16 protein-coding genes and 1 pseudogene are annotated in these 16935 nt (G+C 74.0%); 5 read left to right on the top strand and 12 right to left on the bottom strand.

What is annotated here, in order from left to right:
* Window positions 1–63: 63 nt before the first annotated feature.
* From ACFV8H_RS20880 to ACFV8H_RS20855, 6 genes are all read right to left on the bottom strand, one after another.
* Entirely contained in the window at window positions 64–2691 is a 2628-nt protein-coding gene (locus tag ACFV8H_RS20880; RefSeq protein WP_380401881.1) for a SpoIIE family protein phosphatase, read from the bottom strand.
* Window positions 2692–2929: 238 nt separating this feature from the next.
* Window positions 2930–5677, bottom strand: coding sequence for a SpoIIE family protein phosphatase (locus ACFV8H_RS20875; RefSeq protein WP_380401878.1), 2748 nt, complete (start codon window positions 5675–5677; stop codon window positions 2930–2932).
* Between the two features lie 138 nt (window positions 5678–5815).
* Entirely contained in the window at window positions 5816–6262 is a 447-nt protein-coding gene (locus tag ACFV8H_RS20870) for an NUDIX domain-containing protein (RefSeq protein ID WP_375884695.1), read from the bottom strand.
* Between the two features lie 10 nt (window positions 6263–6272).
* On the bottom strand, window positions 6273–6437 hold the full coding sequence (locus tag ACFV8H_RS20865; RefSeq protein WP_380401875.1) for an SPOR domain-containing protein: 165 nt from the start codon (window positions 6435–6437) through the stop codon (window positions 6273–6275).
* A gap of 194 nt (window positions 6438–6631) precedes the next feature.
* Window positions 6632–8062, bottom strand: coding sequence for a DUF4190 domain-containing protein (locus ACFV8H_RS20860; protein WP_380401873.1), 1431 nt, complete (start codon window positions 8060–8062; stop codon window positions 6632–6634).
* A gap of 153 nt (window positions 8063–8215) precedes the next feature.
* Window positions 8216–9058 carry a methyltransferase domain-containing protein gene (locus tag ACFV8H_RS20855; protein ID WP_380401870.1) on the bottom strand — a complete coding sequence of 281 codons (843 nt, stop codon included), beginning with the start codon at window positions 9056–9058 and terminating at the stop codon, window positions 8216–8218.
* 206 nt (window positions 9059–9264) lie between these two features.
* On the opposite strand from ACFV8H_RS20855, the pseudogene ACFV8H_RS20850 reads away from it, so the two are divergent.
* The 4 genes and pseudogenes from ACFV8H_RS20850 (at window position 9265) to ACFV8H_RS20835 (ending at window position 11742) form a co-directional block, all read left to right on the top strand.
* Window positions 9265–10412 (top strand): annotated as a pseudogene (locus ACFV8H_RS20850) (dihydrofolate reductase family protein).
* A gap of 61 nt (window positions 10413–10473) precedes the next feature.
* Window positions 10474–11139 (top strand): HAD-IA family hydrolase, encoded by a 666-nt coding sequence (locus ACFV8H_RS20845; RefSeq protein WP_380401867.1) that lies wholly within the window; start codon window positions 10474–10476, stop codon window positions 11137–11139.
* Window positions 11140–11227: 88 nt separating this feature from the next.
* Window positions 11228–11485, top strand: coding sequence for a type II toxin-antitoxin system Phd/YefM family antitoxin (locus ACFV8H_RS20840; protein WP_380401864.1), 258 nt, complete (start codon window positions 11228–11230; stop codon window positions 11483–11485).
* Window positions 11482–11742, top strand: coding sequence for a Txe/YoeB family addiction module toxin (locus ACFV8H_RS20835; protein WP_375884679.1), 261 nt, complete (start codon window positions 11482–11484; stop codon window positions 11740–11742). The genes ACFV8H_RS20840 and ACFV8H_RS20835 overlap by 4 nt, the downstream gene beginning before the upstream one ends.
* Before the next feature lie 180 nt (window positions 11743–11922).
* Here the strand turns inward: ACFV8H_RS20835 and ACFV8H_RS20830 are convergent, their stop codons facing one another.
* The 4 genes from ACFV8H_RS20830 to ACFV8H_RS20815 all read right to left on the bottom strand — a co-directional run bounded on the left by ACFV8H_RS20830 (window position 11923) and on the right by ACFV8H_RS20815 (window position 14183).
* Window positions 11923–12177, bottom strand: coding sequence for a Txe/YoeB family addiction module toxin (locus ACFV8H_RS20830; protein WP_350631555.1), 255 nt, complete (start codon window positions 12175–12177; stop codon window positions 11923–11925).
* Complete coding sequence (locus tag ACFV8H_RS20825; protein ID WP_344325967.1) at window positions 12174–12455, bottom strand: type II toxin-antitoxin system prevent-host-death family antitoxin; 282 nt, start codon at window positions 12453–12455, stop codon at window positions 12174–12176. The genes ACFV8H_RS20830 and ACFV8H_RS20825 overlap by 4 nt, the downstream gene beginning before the upstream one ends.
* A 177-nt stretch (window positions 12456–12632) precedes the next feature.
* Complete coding sequence (gene ychF, locus ACFV8H_RS20820) at window positions 12633–13706, bottom strand: redox-regulated ATPase YchF (protein ID WP_375884677.1); 1074 nt, start codon at window positions 13704–13706, stop codon at window positions 12633–12635.
* An 84-nt stretch (window positions 13707–13790) separates the two neighbouring features.
* The gene (locus ACFV8H_RS20815; protein ID WP_380401859.1) at window positions 13791–14183 is read right to left on the bottom strand and encodes a VOC family protein; all 393 of its coding nucleotides are present in this window, start codon (window positions 14181–14183) and stop codon (window positions 13791–13793) included.
* A gap of 165 nt (window positions 14184–14348) precedes the next feature.
* On the opposite strand from ACFV8H_RS20815, the gene ACFV8H_RS20810 reads away from it, so the two are divergent.
* Window positions 14349–14939 (top strand): DUF6542 domain-containing protein, encoded by a 591-nt coding sequence (locus ACFV8H_RS20810; protein WP_380401857.1) that lies wholly within the window; start codon window positions 14349–14351, stop codon window positions 14937–14939.
* 32 nt (window positions 14940–14971) lie between these two features.
* Here ACFV8H_RS20810 and ppgK read toward each other — a convergent pair whose 3' ends face one another.
* The gene (gene ppgK / locus ACFV8H_RS20805) at window positions 14972–15718 is read right to left on the bottom strand and encodes a polyphosphate--glucose phosphotransferase (protein ID WP_380401855.1); all 747 of its coding nucleotides are present in this window, start codon (window positions 15716–15718) and stop codon (window positions 14972–14974) included.
* Between the two features lie 169 nt (window positions 15719–15887).
* Complete coding sequence (locus ACFV8H_RS20800; protein ID WP_380401852.1) at window positions 15888–16862, bottom strand: 4-hydroxy-3-methylbut-2-enyl diphosphate reductase; 975 nt, start codon at window positions 16860–16862, stop codon at window positions 15888–15890.
* Window positions 16863–16935 lie beyond the last annotated feature (73 nt).

Here is a 16935-nt window from a genome sequence, read left to right as displayed (position 1 = left end):
GGCCCGCGCCGACACGGCGGGCCGCCGGGCGACTGCACCCGTACGGCCCAGCCCCGCCGGGCGCTACAGCCCCAGCTCGAACCAGACGATCTTGCCCTTGGGCGTGCGCCGGCTGCCCCAGCGCTCGGCCAGCAGGCTGACCAGCTGCAGGCCGCGCCCGCCCTCGTCGGTCTCCTGGGCGCGCCGCTGCCGGGGCTGGGCGTAGCCGTCGTCCCAGACCTCGCAGACCATGCTGCGCTCGCGCAGCAGCCGCAGCCGGATCTCGCCCCGGCCGTGCTTGAGCGCGTTCGTCACCAGCTCGCTGACCAGCAGCTCGGTGGTGTCGACCAGCTCGTCCAGTCCCCGGGCGAGCAGCCAACTGCAGGCCAGTTCACGGGCCTTGGCGACGGAGGTCGGCTCGGGCGGCAGGAACCAGTTGCCGACCGCGTCCTCGGGGAAGGCGTGCACCTTGGCCATCAGCAGGGCGATGTCGTCCTCGCCGTGGTGCGGGTCGAGCTCGCCGAGGACGTGGTCGCAGAGGTCCTCCAGGCCCTTGCCGCGGTCGCTGAGCGCGGCCCGGAAGGCGCGCAGGCCCTCGTCCAGCTGGTGCTTGCGGCTCTCCACCAGGCCGTCGGTGTAGAGCCCGAGCAAGGCGCCGTCCGGGAGGGTCAGCTCGACCTCCTCGAAGGGCTCGCCGCCGACGCCGAGCGGCAGGCCGGGCGGCACGTCGAGCATCCGGGCGGGCTCGCCCGGGCTGAGCAGCACGGGCGGCAGGTGGCCGGCGTTGGCGAACACGCAGCGGCGGGTGACGGCGTCGTACACCGCGTACACGCAGGTGGCCAGGTAGACCTCGCGGGCCTCCTCGTCGGCCGTCGAGGTGAGCCGGCCGTACTGGGTGGGCGGCCCGGCCGGGACGGAGTCGTCGCCGAGGCCGCGGGCGATCTCGTCCAGCGCGCCGAGCACCTCGGCCGGGTCGAGGTCGAGCATGGCCAGGGTCCGTACCGCGGTGCGCAGTTGGCCCATCGCGACGGCGGCGCGCAGACCGCGGCCCATCACGTCGCCGATGACCAGGGCGGTGCGGTTGCCGGGCAGCGGGATGACGTCGAACCAGTCGCCGCCGACCTCGGTGTTGTTGTTGCTGGGCAGGTAGCGGCAGGCGATCTCCAGGCCGCTGGCGGCCGGGTTGCCCGGGGGCAGCAGGCTGCGCTGGAGGATCAGCGCCCGCTCGTGCTCGCGGCGGTAGAGCCGGGCGTTGTCGATGCAGACGGCGGCGCGGGCCACCAGCTCCTCGGCGATCGCCACGTCGCGGGCGTCGAAGGGCTCGCTGCCGATCGCCCGGGAGAGCTGGACGAGGCCCAGCACCTGGTCGCGGGCGACCAGCGGGACGATCAGGGTGGAACGCAGCAGCGGGTCGCGGCCGGGCTCGGGGACGACGCTGCGGCCGGTGCGCAGCGCCCGGGCGTGCGGGGAGCGGCGCGGGTAGCAGAGGGTGCCGCCGGCTTCGGCGATCGGCAGGCCGGTGACCGAGCCGAGCACCGAGGAGGCGCCGCCGATGACGCTGGAGACGGCGACCCGGCGCAGTTCGCCGCTGCCGTCGGTGAGCACGGTGTCGCCGAGGCGGCCGGCGCTGGGGACGGTCTCGCCGGAGAGCAGCGCGGTGTACAGGTCGACGGTGGCGAGGTCGCAGAACGGCGGGACGACCACGTCCAGGAGTTCCTTGGCGGTGGTCTCCAGGTCGAGGGTGGAGCCGATGTGCGCGCTGGCCTCGTTGAGCAGGGCGAGGTTGCGGCGCACGCCGTCGGCCTCGCGCTCGGCGACGTGCCGGCTGGTGACGTCGGAGACCTGTCCGGCCACGCCCATCGGCTGACCGGCCGAGCCGTTGAGCCGGTACAGCGAGACGGCCCAGAGCCGGTTGCCCTCGCGGGTCGGGACGGCGCTGTGGAAGCGCAGGTCGAAGACGGGCTCCCCGGTGGCGAGGACCTTGCGCAGGGCGGCACTGAGCCGGTCGGCCTCGGACGGCGGGAAGAGGTCGTGCGGGGTGAGGCCCTCCAGGTCGGTGGGGACGAGGCCCATTCCGGAGGCGAAGGCGTCGTTGACCCGCTGCAGCCGCAGCCGGTCGTCGAAGAGCACGAAGCCGGTGGGCGTCTGCCCGAAGACGGCTTCGGAGGCGGCGAGGTCGGTCTCGATCCGGCGCAGCCGGCCGAGGTCGACCGCCAGACAGGTGGCGCCCGCGGTGGGCAGGGCGCTGTCGGGCATCAGGTAGAGCTCGGCGAGCCCCTCGCCGCCGGCGGCGTCCCGGTAGGGGGTGGTGCCGACCCACTCCTCGCCGGCCAGGGTGCGCTCCAGCCGGGCGCGGCCGCGGCGCCAGAGTTCGCGGGGGACGAAGGTGCTGATCGGGTCGGCGCCCACGGCCTCGGCGGCGGGGACGCCGAAGAACTCGGCGGCGCGCTCGCTCCACTGGCTGATCCGGCCGTCGGGGCCGATCGCGAAGGTGGCGACCCGGATGTAGTCGTAGATCGAGCCCGGGTCCCCGGCGCCCCAGGGCCGGGGTTCGGCCGCCGGGTGGGCCGCGGCGCGGTCCTCGCGGCCCGGGCCGGCGGCGGCGTGGGCCGGCGGCGGCGCCGGTACGGGCAGGTGCGGGGAACCGGCCTGCCCGGGCACAGCGGCATGACCGCTGCTGCTCGGCGCGTTCCGCGCCGGAGTGCTGTTCAACGGACCGACCCCTCCAACCCGCGACCGTCCGGATGTCGAGAAGACCGAGTATTCATCATCGAGGGGTACGTTCACACGCCCTCAACATCACAACATCAGATCGGGCGAAGGTTTTTGTCCTACCGCCCGCGCAACCACAATGCCACGCCCGCGCCCCCTTCCGGAGCGCGCGCTCCCCCTGAGCGCCCGTTGGCATATGCAGCACGGTTCTCCTGACGGTCCGGACGCTCTACTCGCGTCACTCCTCGCCGGTGTCACTACCCGGCAGTGCCAGCTCGAACCAGACCACCTTGCCGATCCCCTCGGCCCGGGCACCCCAGTGCAGCGCGAGCCGGTGCACCAGCTCCAGGCCCCGGCCGCCCTCGTCGGCCTCGGCCGCGTGGCGCTCCCGGGGCGGGTCCGGCAGCGGGTCGGAGATCTCGACCAGCAGGGTCTCGCCGAGGGTGAGCCGGACCCCGATCGGGGCGCTGGCGTACCGGACGGCGTTCGTGACCAGCTCGCTGACCAGCAGCTCCGCGGTGTCGGTGAGGTCCTCGACGCCCCACTCGGCGAGCGCGGCGCGGACCAGCCGACGGGCCCGGGAGACGGCGGTCGGCTCGGCGGGCAGCGTCCAGCCGGCCGTCGGGGTGCCGGCCTGGCCGTGCCCGAGCCGGGCCAGCAGCAGGGCGACGTCGTCCGGCTCGCGGCCCTGCTCCATGGTGTCCAGCACCGCCTCGCAGGCGGCCTGGATGGAGGCGTGCGGCTCCTGGAGCACGGTGACCAGCCGGCCCAGGCCGACGTCGAGGTCCTTGTCCCGGGACTCCACCAGGCCGTCGGTGCAGAGCGCGAGCAGGCTGCCCTCGGGGATCTTCAGTTCGACCGATTCGAACGGAACCCCGCCCACGCCGAGCGGGGCGCCGGAGGGCAGGTCGAGGATCCGCCCGGCGCCGCCGCGCAGCGGGCCACCGGTGCGGGTCGGCTCCACCGCCTCCTCGCCCGGCACCACCAGCACCGGCGGGATGTGCCCGGCCTTGGCCACCGTCAGCTTCGCCGTGCCCGGGTCGAAGACGGCGTAGACGCAGGTGGCGAGCAGCGCCTCGTCCGGGCCCTGGGCGAGGTCGTCGGCCAGCTCGTGGACGTGCCGCAGCAGGACGTCCGGCGGCAGGTCGAGGGCGGCCAGCACCCGGACGGCGGTGCGCAGCCGGCCCATCGTGGCGGCGGCCCGCAGGCCGTGGCCCATCACGTCGCCGACCACCAGCGCGGTCCGGTCGCCGGGCAGCGGGATGACGTCGAACCAGTCGCCGCCGACCTCGGTGCCGCTGCTGCCGGGCACGTACCGGTAGGCGACCTCGACGCCGGTGGGCTGGGGGACCTGCTGCGGGAGCAGGGTGCGCTGGAGGGTGAGCGCGGCGGTGCGCTCGCGGGCGTACAGCCGGGCGTTGTCCAGCGAGCTGCCGGCCCGGTCGGCGAGTTCGACGGTGAAGGCGAGGTCGTCCCGGTCGAAGCCCTCGCGGTAGCCGGCCCGGCTGACCAGCAGCAGGCCGATCACGATGCCGCGGGCGCGCAGCGGGACCACCAGCATCGAGTGCACGCCCAGGTCGTGGGCGGCCTGCATCTTGGGGTCGCCGGGATAGGTGACGTCGTCCAGCTGGTCGGCGCCGGACAGCAGTTCGGGCACCCCGGTGCGCAGCACCCGGCCGCAGGCGGAGTCCTCGGCGAAGGTGATCCGGGCGCCGCGCCGGAGCATCACCTCGACCTCGGGGCCGTCCTGGACGGAGGCGGTGCCGAGCTGGAGCAGCGAGGTGCGCCGGTCGTGGCCGTGCCGGGGCAGGTCGTCACCGTGCGCGACGGCCTGGAGCAGGATCACCGCGGAGTGGTCGGTCAGCCGGGGCACCACCGAGTTGGCCAGTTCCTGGGCGATCCGGGCGGCGTCGAGCAGGTCTCCGACCCGGGAGCCGAACTCGTTGAGCAGCGAGAGCCGCCGCCGGGCGTGTTCGACCTTGGCCACCGCCCGGTAACGCTCCGTCACATCCATGACGGTGCCGGAGATGCCGAGCACCCGGCCGGCCCGGTCGGTCATCCGGCTGTAGGAGATCGAGCGGTAGCCGGCCCGGGTGGTGACCGGGGAGGCGAGGGTGACGTCGATGACCGGCTCGCCGGTGGCCAGCACCTGGCGCTGGATCGCGGTGATCTCGTCGGCGGCCCGCTCGGGCAGGGTCTCGCCGGTGGTACGGCCGACGTGGTCCTCCAGGGCGACGCCGTTCATCTCGGCCAGGGTCTGGTTGACAGCGGTGTAGCGCAGGTCGGTGTCCAGGATGGCGATGCCCAGCGGGGACTGCTCGAACAGCGCGTCGCGCACCGCGAGGTCCCGCTCGACGGCCCGTACGGCGGCCGCCTCGGCCAGGTTGACCTGGAGGAACGGGGTGCCGTCGCCGTCCACCAGCAGGGAGATCCGGGCGTCCACGGCGACCGGCACGCCGTCCCGGTCGCGCAGTTCGGCGTTGCCCGCCCAGCGGCCGTGCCGCAGGGTGTCCTGGACCGCGGTCCGGATCCGGGCGACCTGCTCCTGGTCCGGGATCAGCTCGTCGATCCGGCGGCCGACCAGCAGCTCGCTCGGCCAGCCGAGCAGCTCCTCGGCGGCCGGGCTCCACAGCACCACCCGGCCCGCGGTGTCCAGGATCGCGATGGCGACCTTGAGCATGTCCAGCAGGCTGCCCCCGGGCGGCGCGGCCAGGCCCTGCCGGGCGTCCGCCGGGCCGCCGGGGAACGGCCGGCCGGGGCGGCCGCGCAGGGCGGGCCGGACGCCGGGCTCGGGGACGGCCAGGGTCGGCGCCGGCTGGACCGGCCGGGCACTGCCGGGGACGTCGGAGCCGCGGCGGCGGCGGCCGGACGACGGCGGCTGCGGGGCGGCCGCGGGGGCGGCGCGGCGCAGCCGGGCGCGGGCGGCGGCGCCTCCCGCGGTGCCTGCCCGGCGCGCTCCCCCGCCGCCGTTCCCGGTTGTCGACACCGACGGGGCCTCCGGCTCTGGTCGGGATCGGCGTCGCCGGCTGGGGCGGCTCACCGATGGTGACGAATGGTGTCGAAAGGCGACATACCCAGCAGAACCCAGGCTATCCCGGCCGCCGGGTCGTCTTGTCCGATTGACCTATCCGGCGGCTTGCGCGTCGCCCGCCACCGCGAGCAGCTCGGCGACCTGCGGCAGGACCTCGCGGTCGTGCCCGATCCAGTCCACCGAATCCAGCTCGGCCGGGCCCAGCCAGCGCAGCTCGTCGTGGTCCTCCAGCGCGCTCGGCTCACCGGACAGCAGCTCGGCGGCCCAGAAGCGCAGCTCCAGCCCCGGCCGCACGGCCCACCCGCCGGACAGCCGCCGCAGCGCCCTCGCCCGTACGCCCAGCTCCTCCAGCAGCTCGCGCTCCAGCGCCTGCGCCTCGGTCTCGCCGGGCTCGGCCTTGCCACCGGGGAACTCCCAGCGGCCGGCGACCGACGCGGGCGCGTTGCGGCGGGCGGCGAGCACCCGGCCGCCGCGGATCAGCACCCCGCCGACGACGATCCTCGGCGGGGTTCCGACAGTGGTCTCACCGGCCTGTTCCATGCCCCCGACCCTACGGGGCCGGGTCCTGGGCCTGGGCCTCGACCCAGTACAGCTGCTTGTGGCCGCGCGCCTCGAACTCGGCCGCCAGGCGGTGCGCCTCGGCCTCGGCCAGGTTCCCGGCGACCAGGAAGCGGTTGCCGTTGTCGTCCTGCCGCATCACCCGAAAGGTGCCCATGGCGGGAGGGTAGCGGGTGGGGCCCGGTTCGGGCTCGGGCCTGGGTTCGGGCCCGGCGCGGTGTCCCCGGCCGGCGTGGGGGTCGGGCCGGGGACACCCGGGTGACCCTACGGCTCCCGCGCTACCGGCAGGTACGGGCGGGGTTAACGCCGAGTAACCCGGCGACCGGCCCCGCCCTCTCGGGGCGGGCGGGCTCAGACCCGGAGGTCGGGCACCTGCTCGCCGGTGGACAGGCCGAGCGAGCGCCGGATGTCCACGCTGACCGGCACCGTCCTGGCGACCAGCGCCCGGGCCCGGCGCAGGTCGCCCGCCACGTCGCTGCCGGAGGCCGTGGCGTCCCAGGCGACGGCCGCCTGGGACTGGGTCTCGGCCAGCTTGTCCATCTTCGCCTGGACGTCGGTCGGCCACTCCGCCGTCGGCTTGCGCAGCGCGGCGGCCTCGGCCCGGGAGGCGGCGGCCATCCGGCGGGCCCAGGACCGGTACTCGGCCTCGGCGACCGCCACGTCCTGCTTCGGGGTGTCCAGGTAGGCCGCGTTGAAGCCCCGGACGGCCTCCAGGTAGGCCAGCTGGACGGAGGTCAGACTGCGGCGGTCGGTGCGGACCGTCCCCAGGTGCTGGTCGTCCGGGTCCTCGAAGCCGCAGGTGACGTACCGTTCACCGGCCGCCCAGTTGCCCGCGCTCGGGTAGAGGTAGACGTCGTCCATGCCGTCCGGCACGGCCCACTGGTCCAGCGCGTAGTCGTCGAGCACCCTGCGGCACAGGGCGGCGGCCCGCTCGCGGACGACCGTCGCGCCCGGGTAGGCCCCGCTGCTCTCCGGGACCTTCACGGTGCCGGCCACCTCGCCGTTGTGCCGCTCCGCGCAGGCCACCCGGCGCACCCAGTACACCGTCTCGTCGCCGTTCTCGTCCGGCTGCCCGCTCGTCCCGGAGGAGAGGTAGCAGTCCCCCGCCTTCAACGCCGACCAGCGGACCGACCCGGCGGGCGGCTTGGCGGCGTACCGGTCGCCCCGTCCGTTCCGCGCGGGGCCGAAGTCCCCAGCGCCCAGCGCGAGCGACAGCAGCAGGGTGCCCGCCACCCCGAGCACCAGGCCGGTGACCGCCATGCCGCGGCCGCGCTGACCGGTGCGCTTGATCTGGACCAGCGCGAGGATCCCGAACACCAGGGCCACCGGCGAGAGCAGGCTCAGCGCGGTCGCCAGCGAGCCGACGGCGAAGCCGTTGGTGCGCGGCTCCGGCCGGGGGGCGTACGGGTCGAGGACGTACGGCGGGTAGGGGTGCGGGTACGGCTGCGCGGGCGAGCCCGGCTGGGGGTGGGGTTGGGGTTGGGGGTGGGCGTGGGGGTGGCCGGGCCGCAGGCCGGACTCGGCGGAGGGCGGCACCGAGGCCCAGCCGCCGGCGGGCAGCGGCGGGGGCGGCGGCTGGGGCGGGGCCGACGGGGACGGGGCCGGCGGGGACGGGGGGCCGGCCTCGACGGGCGGGGCCCAGGGGTCGGCCGGACCGGCCTCCGCCGGGCCCGGCTGCCGCGCGGCCGCGGCCTGTTCCTCGGCGGGCCCCGGGTCCTTGCGGAAGTCCACCCGCGGGTCCGGCCCAGGAGCGGCGGGCGGCGCGGACTCAGGCTCGGACACGTGGACTCCCCCGGCCCGCCGGGGCGGGCCTCGACTCGGCGTTTCGGCTCTCGACACCGCCGCCCGGGCCGGACGGGCCCGAGCTGAACGGTCGCGCGACTTTACCTGATCTTTCCGAACGGCCGCCCCGCCGTTACCGCCCCGGCCGCTCCGTCATGACGGCCCCGGCCGTTCCGCCCCGACCCGGGCCAGGATCTCGCCGTGGATCATCGAGAACCAGCCGTCGCCGGCGGCGCTCCACTCCCGCCAGCCGGCCGCGATCCGTTCCAGCTCGGCGGGCTCCGCGAAGCCCCGTTCCACCGCCGTCCGGCCGAAGGCCGTCCCGGTCACCCGGTCCGCCCACATCCCGGCCCACCACGCGCGCCGCTCGGGCGTCGCGAACGTCCAGGTGCCGGTGCTCGCGGTGACGTCGGTCAGACCGACCGCCCGGGCCCAGGACAGCAGTCGCCGTCCGGCGTCCGGTTCGCCGCCGTTGGCCCGGGCGGTCCGCCGGTAGAGCTCCAGCCAGCGGTCCAGCGCCGGCGCCTGCGGGAACCAGGTCATCGTGGCGTAGTCGACGTCCCGGGCGGCGACCAGCCCGCCGGGCGCCGTCACCCGGCCCATCTCGCGCAGCGCGGCCACCGGATCGGCCACGTGCTGCAGCACCTGGTGGGCGTGCACCACGTCGAACTCGCCGTCCCGGTACGGCAGTCGGTGCACGTCGGCCAGTTCGAACACGACATTGCCCAGACCGCGCCCGGCGACGTACTCGGCGGCCTGCTCCAGCACCTCGGCGGAGGCGTCCACGGCCACCACCCGCCCGGTGGGGCCGACCAGCTCGGCCAGGTCGGCGGTGATCGTGCCCGGGCCGCAGCCGACGTCCAACAGCGCCTGGCCGGGCCGCAGTTCGGCCAGCAGGTAGCCGGCCGAGTCGGCGGCGGTACGGGAGCGGTGCGAGCGCAGCACGGCCTCCTGGTGGCCGTGGGTGTAGGCGGCGGCAGGCTGCGGTCCGGGCATGGGGTCCCCCCTGAGACGTGGTCGGCGTTTCCGTTTCCGCGATGCCCCGACGCTACGCTCCATCCCGCATGGCGAGAAGAACCGTCTCACATAGCGATCGGAGGGCGGCCCCGCCGGCACCGGCGGCCGTACCGTGGAGGCGCCCGACCGAACCGCCCCGAGCGGTCCCGAGCGGTCCCGAACGGTCCCGACAGAACGGTCCGCCCATGCCCGGCCCCGGCCAGCGCCCCTTCGTCCTGCTGAGCGCCGCCGTCTCCCTCGACGGCCACCTCGACGACGCCTCCCCCGACCGTCTGCTGCTCTCCGGCGCCGCCGACTTCGACCGGGTCGACCAGGAGCGGGCGGCCGCCGACGCGATCCTGGTCGGCGGCAACACCCTGCGCGCCGACAACCCGCGCCTGCTGGTCAACGACCCCGCGCGACGGGCCGCCCGGGCGGCCGCCGGGCGGCCGGAGCACCCGCTGAAGGTGACGCTCAGCGCGAGCGGCGCCCTCGGCGCCGACCTGCGGTTCTGGCACACCGGCGGCGCGAAGCTCGCCTACACCACCGCGGCCGGGGCGGCGGTGCTGCGGCCCCGGCTCGACGGGCTGGCCGAGGTGGTCGCGCTCGGCGACTCGGTCGACCCCGGCGCGGTGCTGGACGACCTGGGCGCGCGCGGGGTGCGCCGGCTGATGGTCGAGGGCGGCAGCGGGGTGCACACCCAGTTCCTCGCCCAGGGCCTGGCGGACGAGCTCCAGCTGGCCGTCGCCCCGCTGCTGGTCGGCCAGCCCGCAGCGCCGCGGTTCGTCGGCCCGGCCGTGTTCCCCGGCGGCCCGACCCGGCGGATGCGGCTGCTGGAGGCACGTACGGTGGGCGACGTCGTCCTGCTCAGGTACGCCCCGAAGGAGCCCGCGCCGTGACCCACCCCGCCGCCACCGACCTCGACCACCTGCGCCGGGCCGTCGAACTCTCCCGCCGCTGCCCGCCCTCGGGGACGGCCTTCTCGGTCGGGGCGGTGGTCGTCGGCGCCGACGGCGAGGTGCTGGCGGAGGGCTACAGCCGGGAGGCGGACGCGCACGACCATGCCGAGGAGGCGGCCCTGGCCAAGCTCCCGGCGGGCGACCCCCGGCTGCGCGGGGCGACCGTCTACAGCAGCCTGGAGCCCTGCGGGCAGCGCGCCTCCCGCCCGGTGCCGTGCGCCCGGCTGCTCATCGCGGCGGGCGTGCCCCGGGTCGTGGTCGCCTGGCGCGAGCCGGACCTCTTCGTCACCGACTGCCAGGGCACCGCACTGCTGGAGGCGGCCGGGGTCGAGGTGGTGGAGCTGCCGGAGCTGGCCGAGGAGGCCCGGGCGGTCAACGCCCACCTGCTCCCGTGATCTTTTGTATCATCAAGGAACAAAGAGCTCACCTCTCCACCCCGCCTCCAGGAGCCGCCCCATGACCGCCACCCCCGTCCGGTTCACCACCCGCGCCTTCCTCCTCGACATGGACGGCACCCTGGTCAACTCCGACGCCGTGGTCGAGCGCTGCTGGACCCGCTGGGCCGAGCGGCACGGCCTCGACCCCGTAGCGGCGCTCACCGTCGTCCACGGCCGCCAGGGCCACGCGACCATGGCCGAACTGCTGCCGCACCGCCCCGTCGAGGAGAACCTCGCGGAGAACGAGCTGATGCTCGCCGAGGAGCGGGCCGACACCGAGGGCGTCGTCCAGGTCGCGGGCGCCGACGCCTTCCTCGCCTCGCTGGCCGGCCTGCCGCACGCCCTGGTCACCTCGGCCGACCTCCCGCTCGCCCGGGTCCGGATGGACGCCGCCGGCCTGCCGATGCCGCCCGTCCTGGTCACCGCCGAGTCCGTCGGCGCCAGCAAGCCCGACCCCGAGGGCTTCCTCAAGGGCGCCGCCGCCCTCGGCTTCGCCCCCGCCGACTGCGTGGCCTTCGAGGACTCCGGCGCCGGCATCGCCGCCGCCCGCGCCGCCGGCATGCGCGTCATCGGCATCGGCCCCCGCGCCGCCGCCCACCACCCGGACGCCCTCGCGCCCACCCTCACCGCCGTCACCGTCACCCCGTCCCCCGACGGCACCCTCACCCTCACCGTCCACCCCTGACCACCGACCCGGACGGCGGATCCGCGGCTTGTCGCCGCACCGAGCACGGGCGTACAGTTTCTTGTACCTATCGAAGGGGAGTCGAGCCATGAAGACGATGACCTACTCGGAGTCCCGCGCACACTACGCCGAGGTGCTCAACGCGGTCACGGACGACCGCGAGGAGATAGTGATCACCCGCGCCGGGCGCGAACCGGTGGTCATCGTCTCGCTGGAGGACTACCAGTCCCTCAAGGAGACCGCCTACCTCCTGCGCAGCCCCGCGAACGCCCGCCGCCTGCTGGCCTCCATCGAGGAGCTGGAGAGCGGTGGAGGGACCGTGCGGGAGCTGGCGGACCCGGAGTGAAGATCACCTTCGCCTCCCGGGCCTGGGAGGACTACCTGTGGTGGCAGACCCAGGACCGCAGGACCCTCAAGCGGATCAACACACTCATCGCCGATGTCGCGCGCAACGGCAACGAGGGGATCGGCAAACCGGAACCGCTCAAGCACGGGTTCCAGGGCTACTGGTCACGCCGGATCAATGACGAGCACCGCTTGATCTACAAGGTCACCGACGACGCGGTCCTGATCGCCCAGTGCCGCTACCACTACGAGAACTGAGCCGCCCGGACCACCCCGAAGGGGCCGGACTCCCGTGGGAGTCCGGCCCCTTCGGGCATGACGGCCGGTCAGACGTTGAAGCGGAATGCTCACCATGCGGCTGTGACCTGCGAAGATGCTGATCCCGGCGACCCAAGTCAGCACAGAATCAGCACGGTGACTCGAACTCGACGCCGGCCATCAGTAGTGGTAGCGGGCGGCCAGAACGATGATCTCCCGGTCCGTCACCAAGTAGACGAGGCGGTGCTCGTCGTCGATCCGCCGCGACCAGGCGCCGGGCAGGTGGTACTTCAGCGGCTCGGGCTTGCCGATCCCGGTGAACGGGTCGCGCAGGACGTCCTCGATGAGCTTGTTGATCCGGGCGAGCATCTTGCGGTCGTTCTTGAGCCAGGAGGTGTAGTCCTCCCAGCCGGTCTCCTCGAAGACGAGCCTCACGCGGCACCCTTCTCGCCATCCGCCGCATCAGGGTCGATGAGCTCCCGCTCGGAAAGCCCTATGCCGCCAAGGGCGTTCTCGTACGCCTTGAGCAAGCGGCGGGCGTTCACCGGCGAGCGCAACAGGTAGGAGCCTTCACGCAGAGCGGCATAGTCCTCGGCCGAGACGAGTACGGCATTTCCATGCTTGGAGACGATCTCGATGGCCTCGTGATCGTCGTTGACCTTCTTGATCAACGGGAAGAGAGCCTTGCGCGCCTCGCTGGCAGTGATCGACATCGACTGAACTCCCTCCATGGCTGGTACCACATAACGTACCACTCATGCGAGCACGGCGGGCCGAAGAAGTCAGCACCAAGTCAGCACGGAAAAGCAGTCGGGGCCCGCCTCAAGGGAGGCGGGCCCCGTGCGACCTGCGCAGTTGACAGATCTATCTATCTCAAAGTAATCAAACGATTACACGTTGAAGCGGAACTCCACGACGTCGCCGTCCTGCATGATGTATTCCTTGCCCTCGATGCGGGCCTTGCCCTTGGAGCGGGCCTCGGCGATGGAGCCGGTCTCGACCAGGTCGTCGAAGGAGATCACCTCGGCCTTGATGAAGCCCTTCTGGAAGTCGGTGTGGATGACTCCGGCGGCCTCGGGGGCGGTGGCGCCCTTCTTGATGGTCCAGGCGCGGGTCTCCTTCGGGCCGGCCGTGAGGTAGGTCTGCAGGCCGAGGGTGTCGAAGCCGACGCGGGCGAGGGTGGCGAGGCCGGGCTCCTCCTGGCCCATGGACTGGAGGAGTTCGAGGGCCTCGGCGTCGTCGAGCTCGATCAGCTCGGACTCGATCTTGGCGCTGAGGAAGATCGCCTCGGCCGGGGCGACCAGGGCGCGCTGGGCGTTCTTGAAGTCCTCGTCGGCCAGCTCGTCCTCGTCCACGTTGAAGACGTAGAGGAAGGGCTTGGCGGTCAGCAGGTGCAGCTCGCGGATCGGGGCGGTGTCGAAGCCGGCCTCGAAGAGGGTCTTGCCGGTCTCCAGGACCGCCTGGGCGGCCTCGGCGGCGGCCAGCACGGGGGCGGTGTCCTTCTTGAGGCGCGCCTCCTTCTGGAGCCGCGGCAGGACCTTCTCGATGGTCTGGAGGTCGGCCAGGATCAGCTCGGTGTGGATGGTCTCGATGTCGTCCTTGGGCGACACCTTGCCGTCCACGTGCACCACGTCCGGGTCGGTGAACGCGCGCACGACCTGGCAGATCGCGTCCGACTCACGGATGTTGGCGAGGAACTTGTTGCCCAGGCCCTCGCCCTCGCTGGCACCGCGCACGATGCCGGCGATGTCGACGAAGTCGACGGTGGCCGGGAGGATGCGCTGCGAGCCGAAGATCTCGGCGAGCTTGGCCAGCCGCGCGTCCGGGACGCCGACGACGCCGACGTTCGGCTCGATGGTGGCGAACGGGTAGTTGGCCGCCAGCACGTCGTTCTTGGTCAGGGCGTTGAACAGGGTCGACTTGCCGACGTTCGGCAGGCCGACGATTCCGATCGTGAGCGACATGAAGCGCAGTCCCGTGGGCTTGGAGGAGTTGGGTCGGCACCGTACGGGCCGACCCCCAAGTCTACGGGCAGCGCCTGCCGGGGCTCACGCCTCGGTCGGCGCGGGCAGCGGCTCCAGGAACTCCAGCCGGTTGCCCAGCCCGTCGGCGGAGTAGAAGCGGCGGTGGCCGGGGTGGTGGTCGTCCCAGGTGACCTCGTGGCCGTGCGCGGCGAGCCGCTCGGCCAGGGCGTCCAGCGAGGTCACCAGGATGCCGGGGTGCCCCTTGCGGGCCGGGCGGAAGTCCGGGGTGACGCCGAGGTGCACCTCGACCCCGCCGCCGCGGAACCAGCAGCCGCCGCGCGCCGCCAGCACCGGGGGCTTCGGGAGCTCGGTCATCCCGAGCACGCCGGACCAGAAGGCGCGGCACTCGTCCTCGGCGCCGGCCGGGATGTCGAGCTGGACGTGGTCGAGGCGCTCGAAGGTGAAGTCGGCGGTCATGCGGCGGTCCCCCGTACGGTCATCGGATGATCATGATGTGTCGACTCGGCCGAGCAGGTCAGCCCCTTGAGTGACGATCACAGGAGTACGCCATCCGGGGACACGGAACAAGACCTGAACGGTCCATTACACAGTGTGGCGATGATCGGACCGTACGTTGGGCGGGTGGAGCAGAGCATCCGTACCCAGCCGCCAGGGCCCAGACGCCGTCCGCCGAACGGCACGGCCCCGGCCGCCGTCCCCGGTCCCGGCCGGGCACCCGAGAGCGCCCGAGCCCCCGCGGCTCCCCCGTCCCGGCTGCGCCCGGTGGCCGACCGGCCCGCCGCGCGCCCCGCCCCGCAGCGCCGGCTGCGCGTGTACGGACGGCGCCGGACCGGCCGGCCGACCCGGCTGACCGCGATCGGCACCGGCGTGCTCGCGGTGCTGGCCACGCTGGCGGTGGCCGGCCTGGACCGGCTGCTCTTCGACGGCCTCGGCTGGCTGTTCGGCCTCGGCTACCTGGTGGTCTGCTTCCAGCTGGCCGTCCGGGTCCGCTACGCCGACCTGCTGGCCGCCCCGATCAGCGGGCCGATCGCCTTCGCCGTGGCGCTGCTGGCGCTCGCCCCGGTCAGCTCCTCCGGCATCACCGCCCAGGTGGTGGCGCTGGCGACCGGGCTGGCGCTGCGGGCCGGCTGGCTGTTCTCCGGCACCGGGCTGGCCGCGCTGATCGTGCTCGCCCGCTTCGTCGCCCAGCGCCGCTTCCACCGCTCCCGCTGACGGCCCGGCGGGCGGGCGCCGAGGGCCGTGACCTAGCCCGCCGCCCGGGCCGCCGCCATGGCGGCCCCGACGATGCCCGCGTCGTTGCGCAGCTCCGCCGGCACCACCCGCGCCCCGCGGTCCCTCAGCAGCGGCAGGAACTTCTCGTGCTTGCGGCTCACCCCGCCGCCGATCACGATCAGTTGCGGGGAGAACAGCATCTCCACCAGGTCCAGGTACTCGTCGACCCGCCCGGCCCACTGCTCCCAGGTCAGGTCGTGCCGCTCCCTGGCGGCCGAGGAGGCCCGGCGCTCGGCGTCCTTGCCGCGCAGCTCCAGGTGGCCCAGTTCGGTGTTGGGCACCAGGGTGCCGTCCACGAAGAGCGCGCTGCCGATGCCGGTGCCGAAGGTGAGCACCAGGACCACGCCCGACTCGCCCCGCCCGGCGCCGTGCTCGGTCTCGGCGAGGCCGGCCGCGTCCGCGTCGTTGAGCACGGTCGCGGGCATGCCCAGCGCGTCGCGGAAGAGGCCCTCCGCGTCCAGGCCGATCCAGCCCTTGTCCACGTTGGCCGCGGTCCGGGTGCGGCCGCCGACCACCACCCCGGGGAAGGTCAGCCCGACCGGCCCCTGGTGGTCGAAGTGGCGGACCACCTCGCGGACGGCGGCGACCACGGCCCCGGGCTCGGACGGCTGCGGGGTGAGCACCTTGTGCCGCTCCTGGGTGAGTGCTCCCCGGGCGAGGTCGACCGGGGCGCCCTTGATGCCCGAGCCGCCGATGTCCACGCCGAATACCGCCGTCATCGTTCCGCCTTCCGCCGTCCGGCCGTCGACCGGCTTGTCCACAGCCTGTGCACAACGCTACGAGAGCCCGGACGGGGGCGCACCGCAATCGACGGGCCCGCACAAACGGGCCCGCACAGCGCAACGGACCCGGTACCCCGCAGCGGGGCACCGGGTCCGTCGTGGGGCCCTACAGCTTGCCGGCCGCCTCGGCACGCAGGTCGCGGCGCAGCTCCTTGGGCAGCGAGAAGATCAGGTGCTCCTCGGCGGTCTTGACCGTCTCCACCGTGTCGTAGCCGCGCGCGGCCAGGAACTCCAGCACACCGTCGACCAGGATCTCCGGCACCGAGGCGCCGCTGGTCAGGCCGACCGTGGTGACGCCCTCCAGCCAGGACTCCTGGATCTCCTCGGCGAAGTCGACCAGGTGGGCGGCCTTGGCGCCGTACTCCAGGCCGACCTCGACCAGACGGACCGAGTTGGAGGAGTTCTTGGAACCGACCACGATCAGCAGGTCGGTCTCCGGGGCCAGCTGCTTGACCGCGACCTGGCGGTTCTGGGTCGCGTAGCAGATGTCGTCGCTGGGCGGGCTGACCAGCGCCGGGAAGCGCTTCTTCAACTCGCCGACGGTGGCCATCGTCTCGTCCACCGAGAGCGTGGTCTGGGAGAGCCAGACGATCTTGGACTCGTCCCGCACCTGGACGTTGGCGACGTCCTCGGCACCGTCCACCAGGTGGATCCGGTCCGGGGCCTCGCCCATGGTGCCGACGACCTCCTCGTGGCCCTCGTGGCCCACCAGCAGGATGTCGTAGCCCTCGTCGGCGAAGCGCACGGCCTCCTTGTGCACCTTGGTGACCAGCGGGCAGGTGGCGTCGACGGTGGCGAGCTTGCCGGCCCGCGCCTCGTCGTGGACGGCCGGGGCGACGCCGTGCGCGGAGAACACGACGATCGAGCCCTCGGGCACCTCCTCCGTCTCGTCGACGAAGATCGCGCCCTTCTTCTCCAGGGTCTGCACCACGTACTTGTTGTGGACGATCTGCTTGCGGACGTAGATGGGCGCCCCGTACTGCTCCAGGGCCTTCTCCACGGCGATCACGGCGCGGTCGACACCCGCGCAGTAGCCCCGGGGGGCGGCGAGCAGGACACGGCGCTGCGCGGTGTTGGACATGCCCCCATCGTACGGGCGACCGGGAGCCCCACCGCCCGGGGCGGGCCGCACCGCCGCCCCGGACGCCGGCCCG

The sequence above is a fragment of the Kitasatospora sp. NPDC059827 genome (genome assembly GCF_042731675.1).
In the GTDB taxonomy this organism is placed as follows: Bacteria; Actinomycetota; Actinomycetes; order Streptomycetales; family Streptomycetaceae; genus Kitasatospora.
Note: the sequence above shows the minus strand (reverse complement) of the source record. Positions and strands in the feature narration are given on the sequence as shown.

Coding starts and splice junctions, on each gene's coding strand:
- ACFV8H_RS20870 (WP_375884695.1), bottom strand. CDS start 6,262: ATGGAACAGGCCGGTGAGACCACTGTCGGAACCCCGCCGAGGATCGTC.
- ACFV8H_RS20865 (WP_380401875.1), bottom strand. CDS start 6,437: ATGGGCACCTTTCGGGTGATGCGGCAGGACGACAACGGCAACCGCTTC.
- ACFV8H_RS20855 (WP_380401870.1), bottom strand. CDS start 9,058: ATGCCCGGACCGCAGCCTGCCGCCGCCTACACCCACGGCCACCAGGAG.
- ACFV8H_RS20845 (WP_380401867.1), top strand. CDS start 10,474: ATGACCGCCACCCCCGTCCGGTTCACCACCCGCGCCTTCCTCCTCGAC.
- ACFV8H_RS20840 (WP_380401864.1), top strand. CDS start 11,228: ATGAAGACGATGACCTACTCGGAGTCCCGCGCACACTACGCCGAGGTG.
- ACFV8H_RS20825 (WP_344325967.1), bottom strand. CDS start 12,455: ATGTCGATCACTGCCAGCGAGGCGCGCAAGGCTCTCTTCCCGTTGATC.
- ychF (WP_375884677.1), bottom strand. CDS start 13,706: ATGTCGCTCACGATCGGAATCGTCGGCCTGCCGAACGTCGGCAAGTCG.
- ACFV8H_RS20815 (WP_380401859.1), bottom strand. CDS start 14,183: ATGACCGCCGACTTCACCTTCGAGCGCCTCGACCACGTCCAGCTCGAC.
- ppgK (WP_380401855.1), bottom strand. CDS start 15,718: ATGACGGCGGTATTCGGCGTGGACATCGGCGGCTCGGGCATCAAGGGC.
- ACFV8H_RS20800 (WP_380401852.1), bottom strand. CDS start 16,862: ATGTCCAACACCGCGCAGCGCCGTGTCCTGCTCGCCGCCCCCCGGGGC.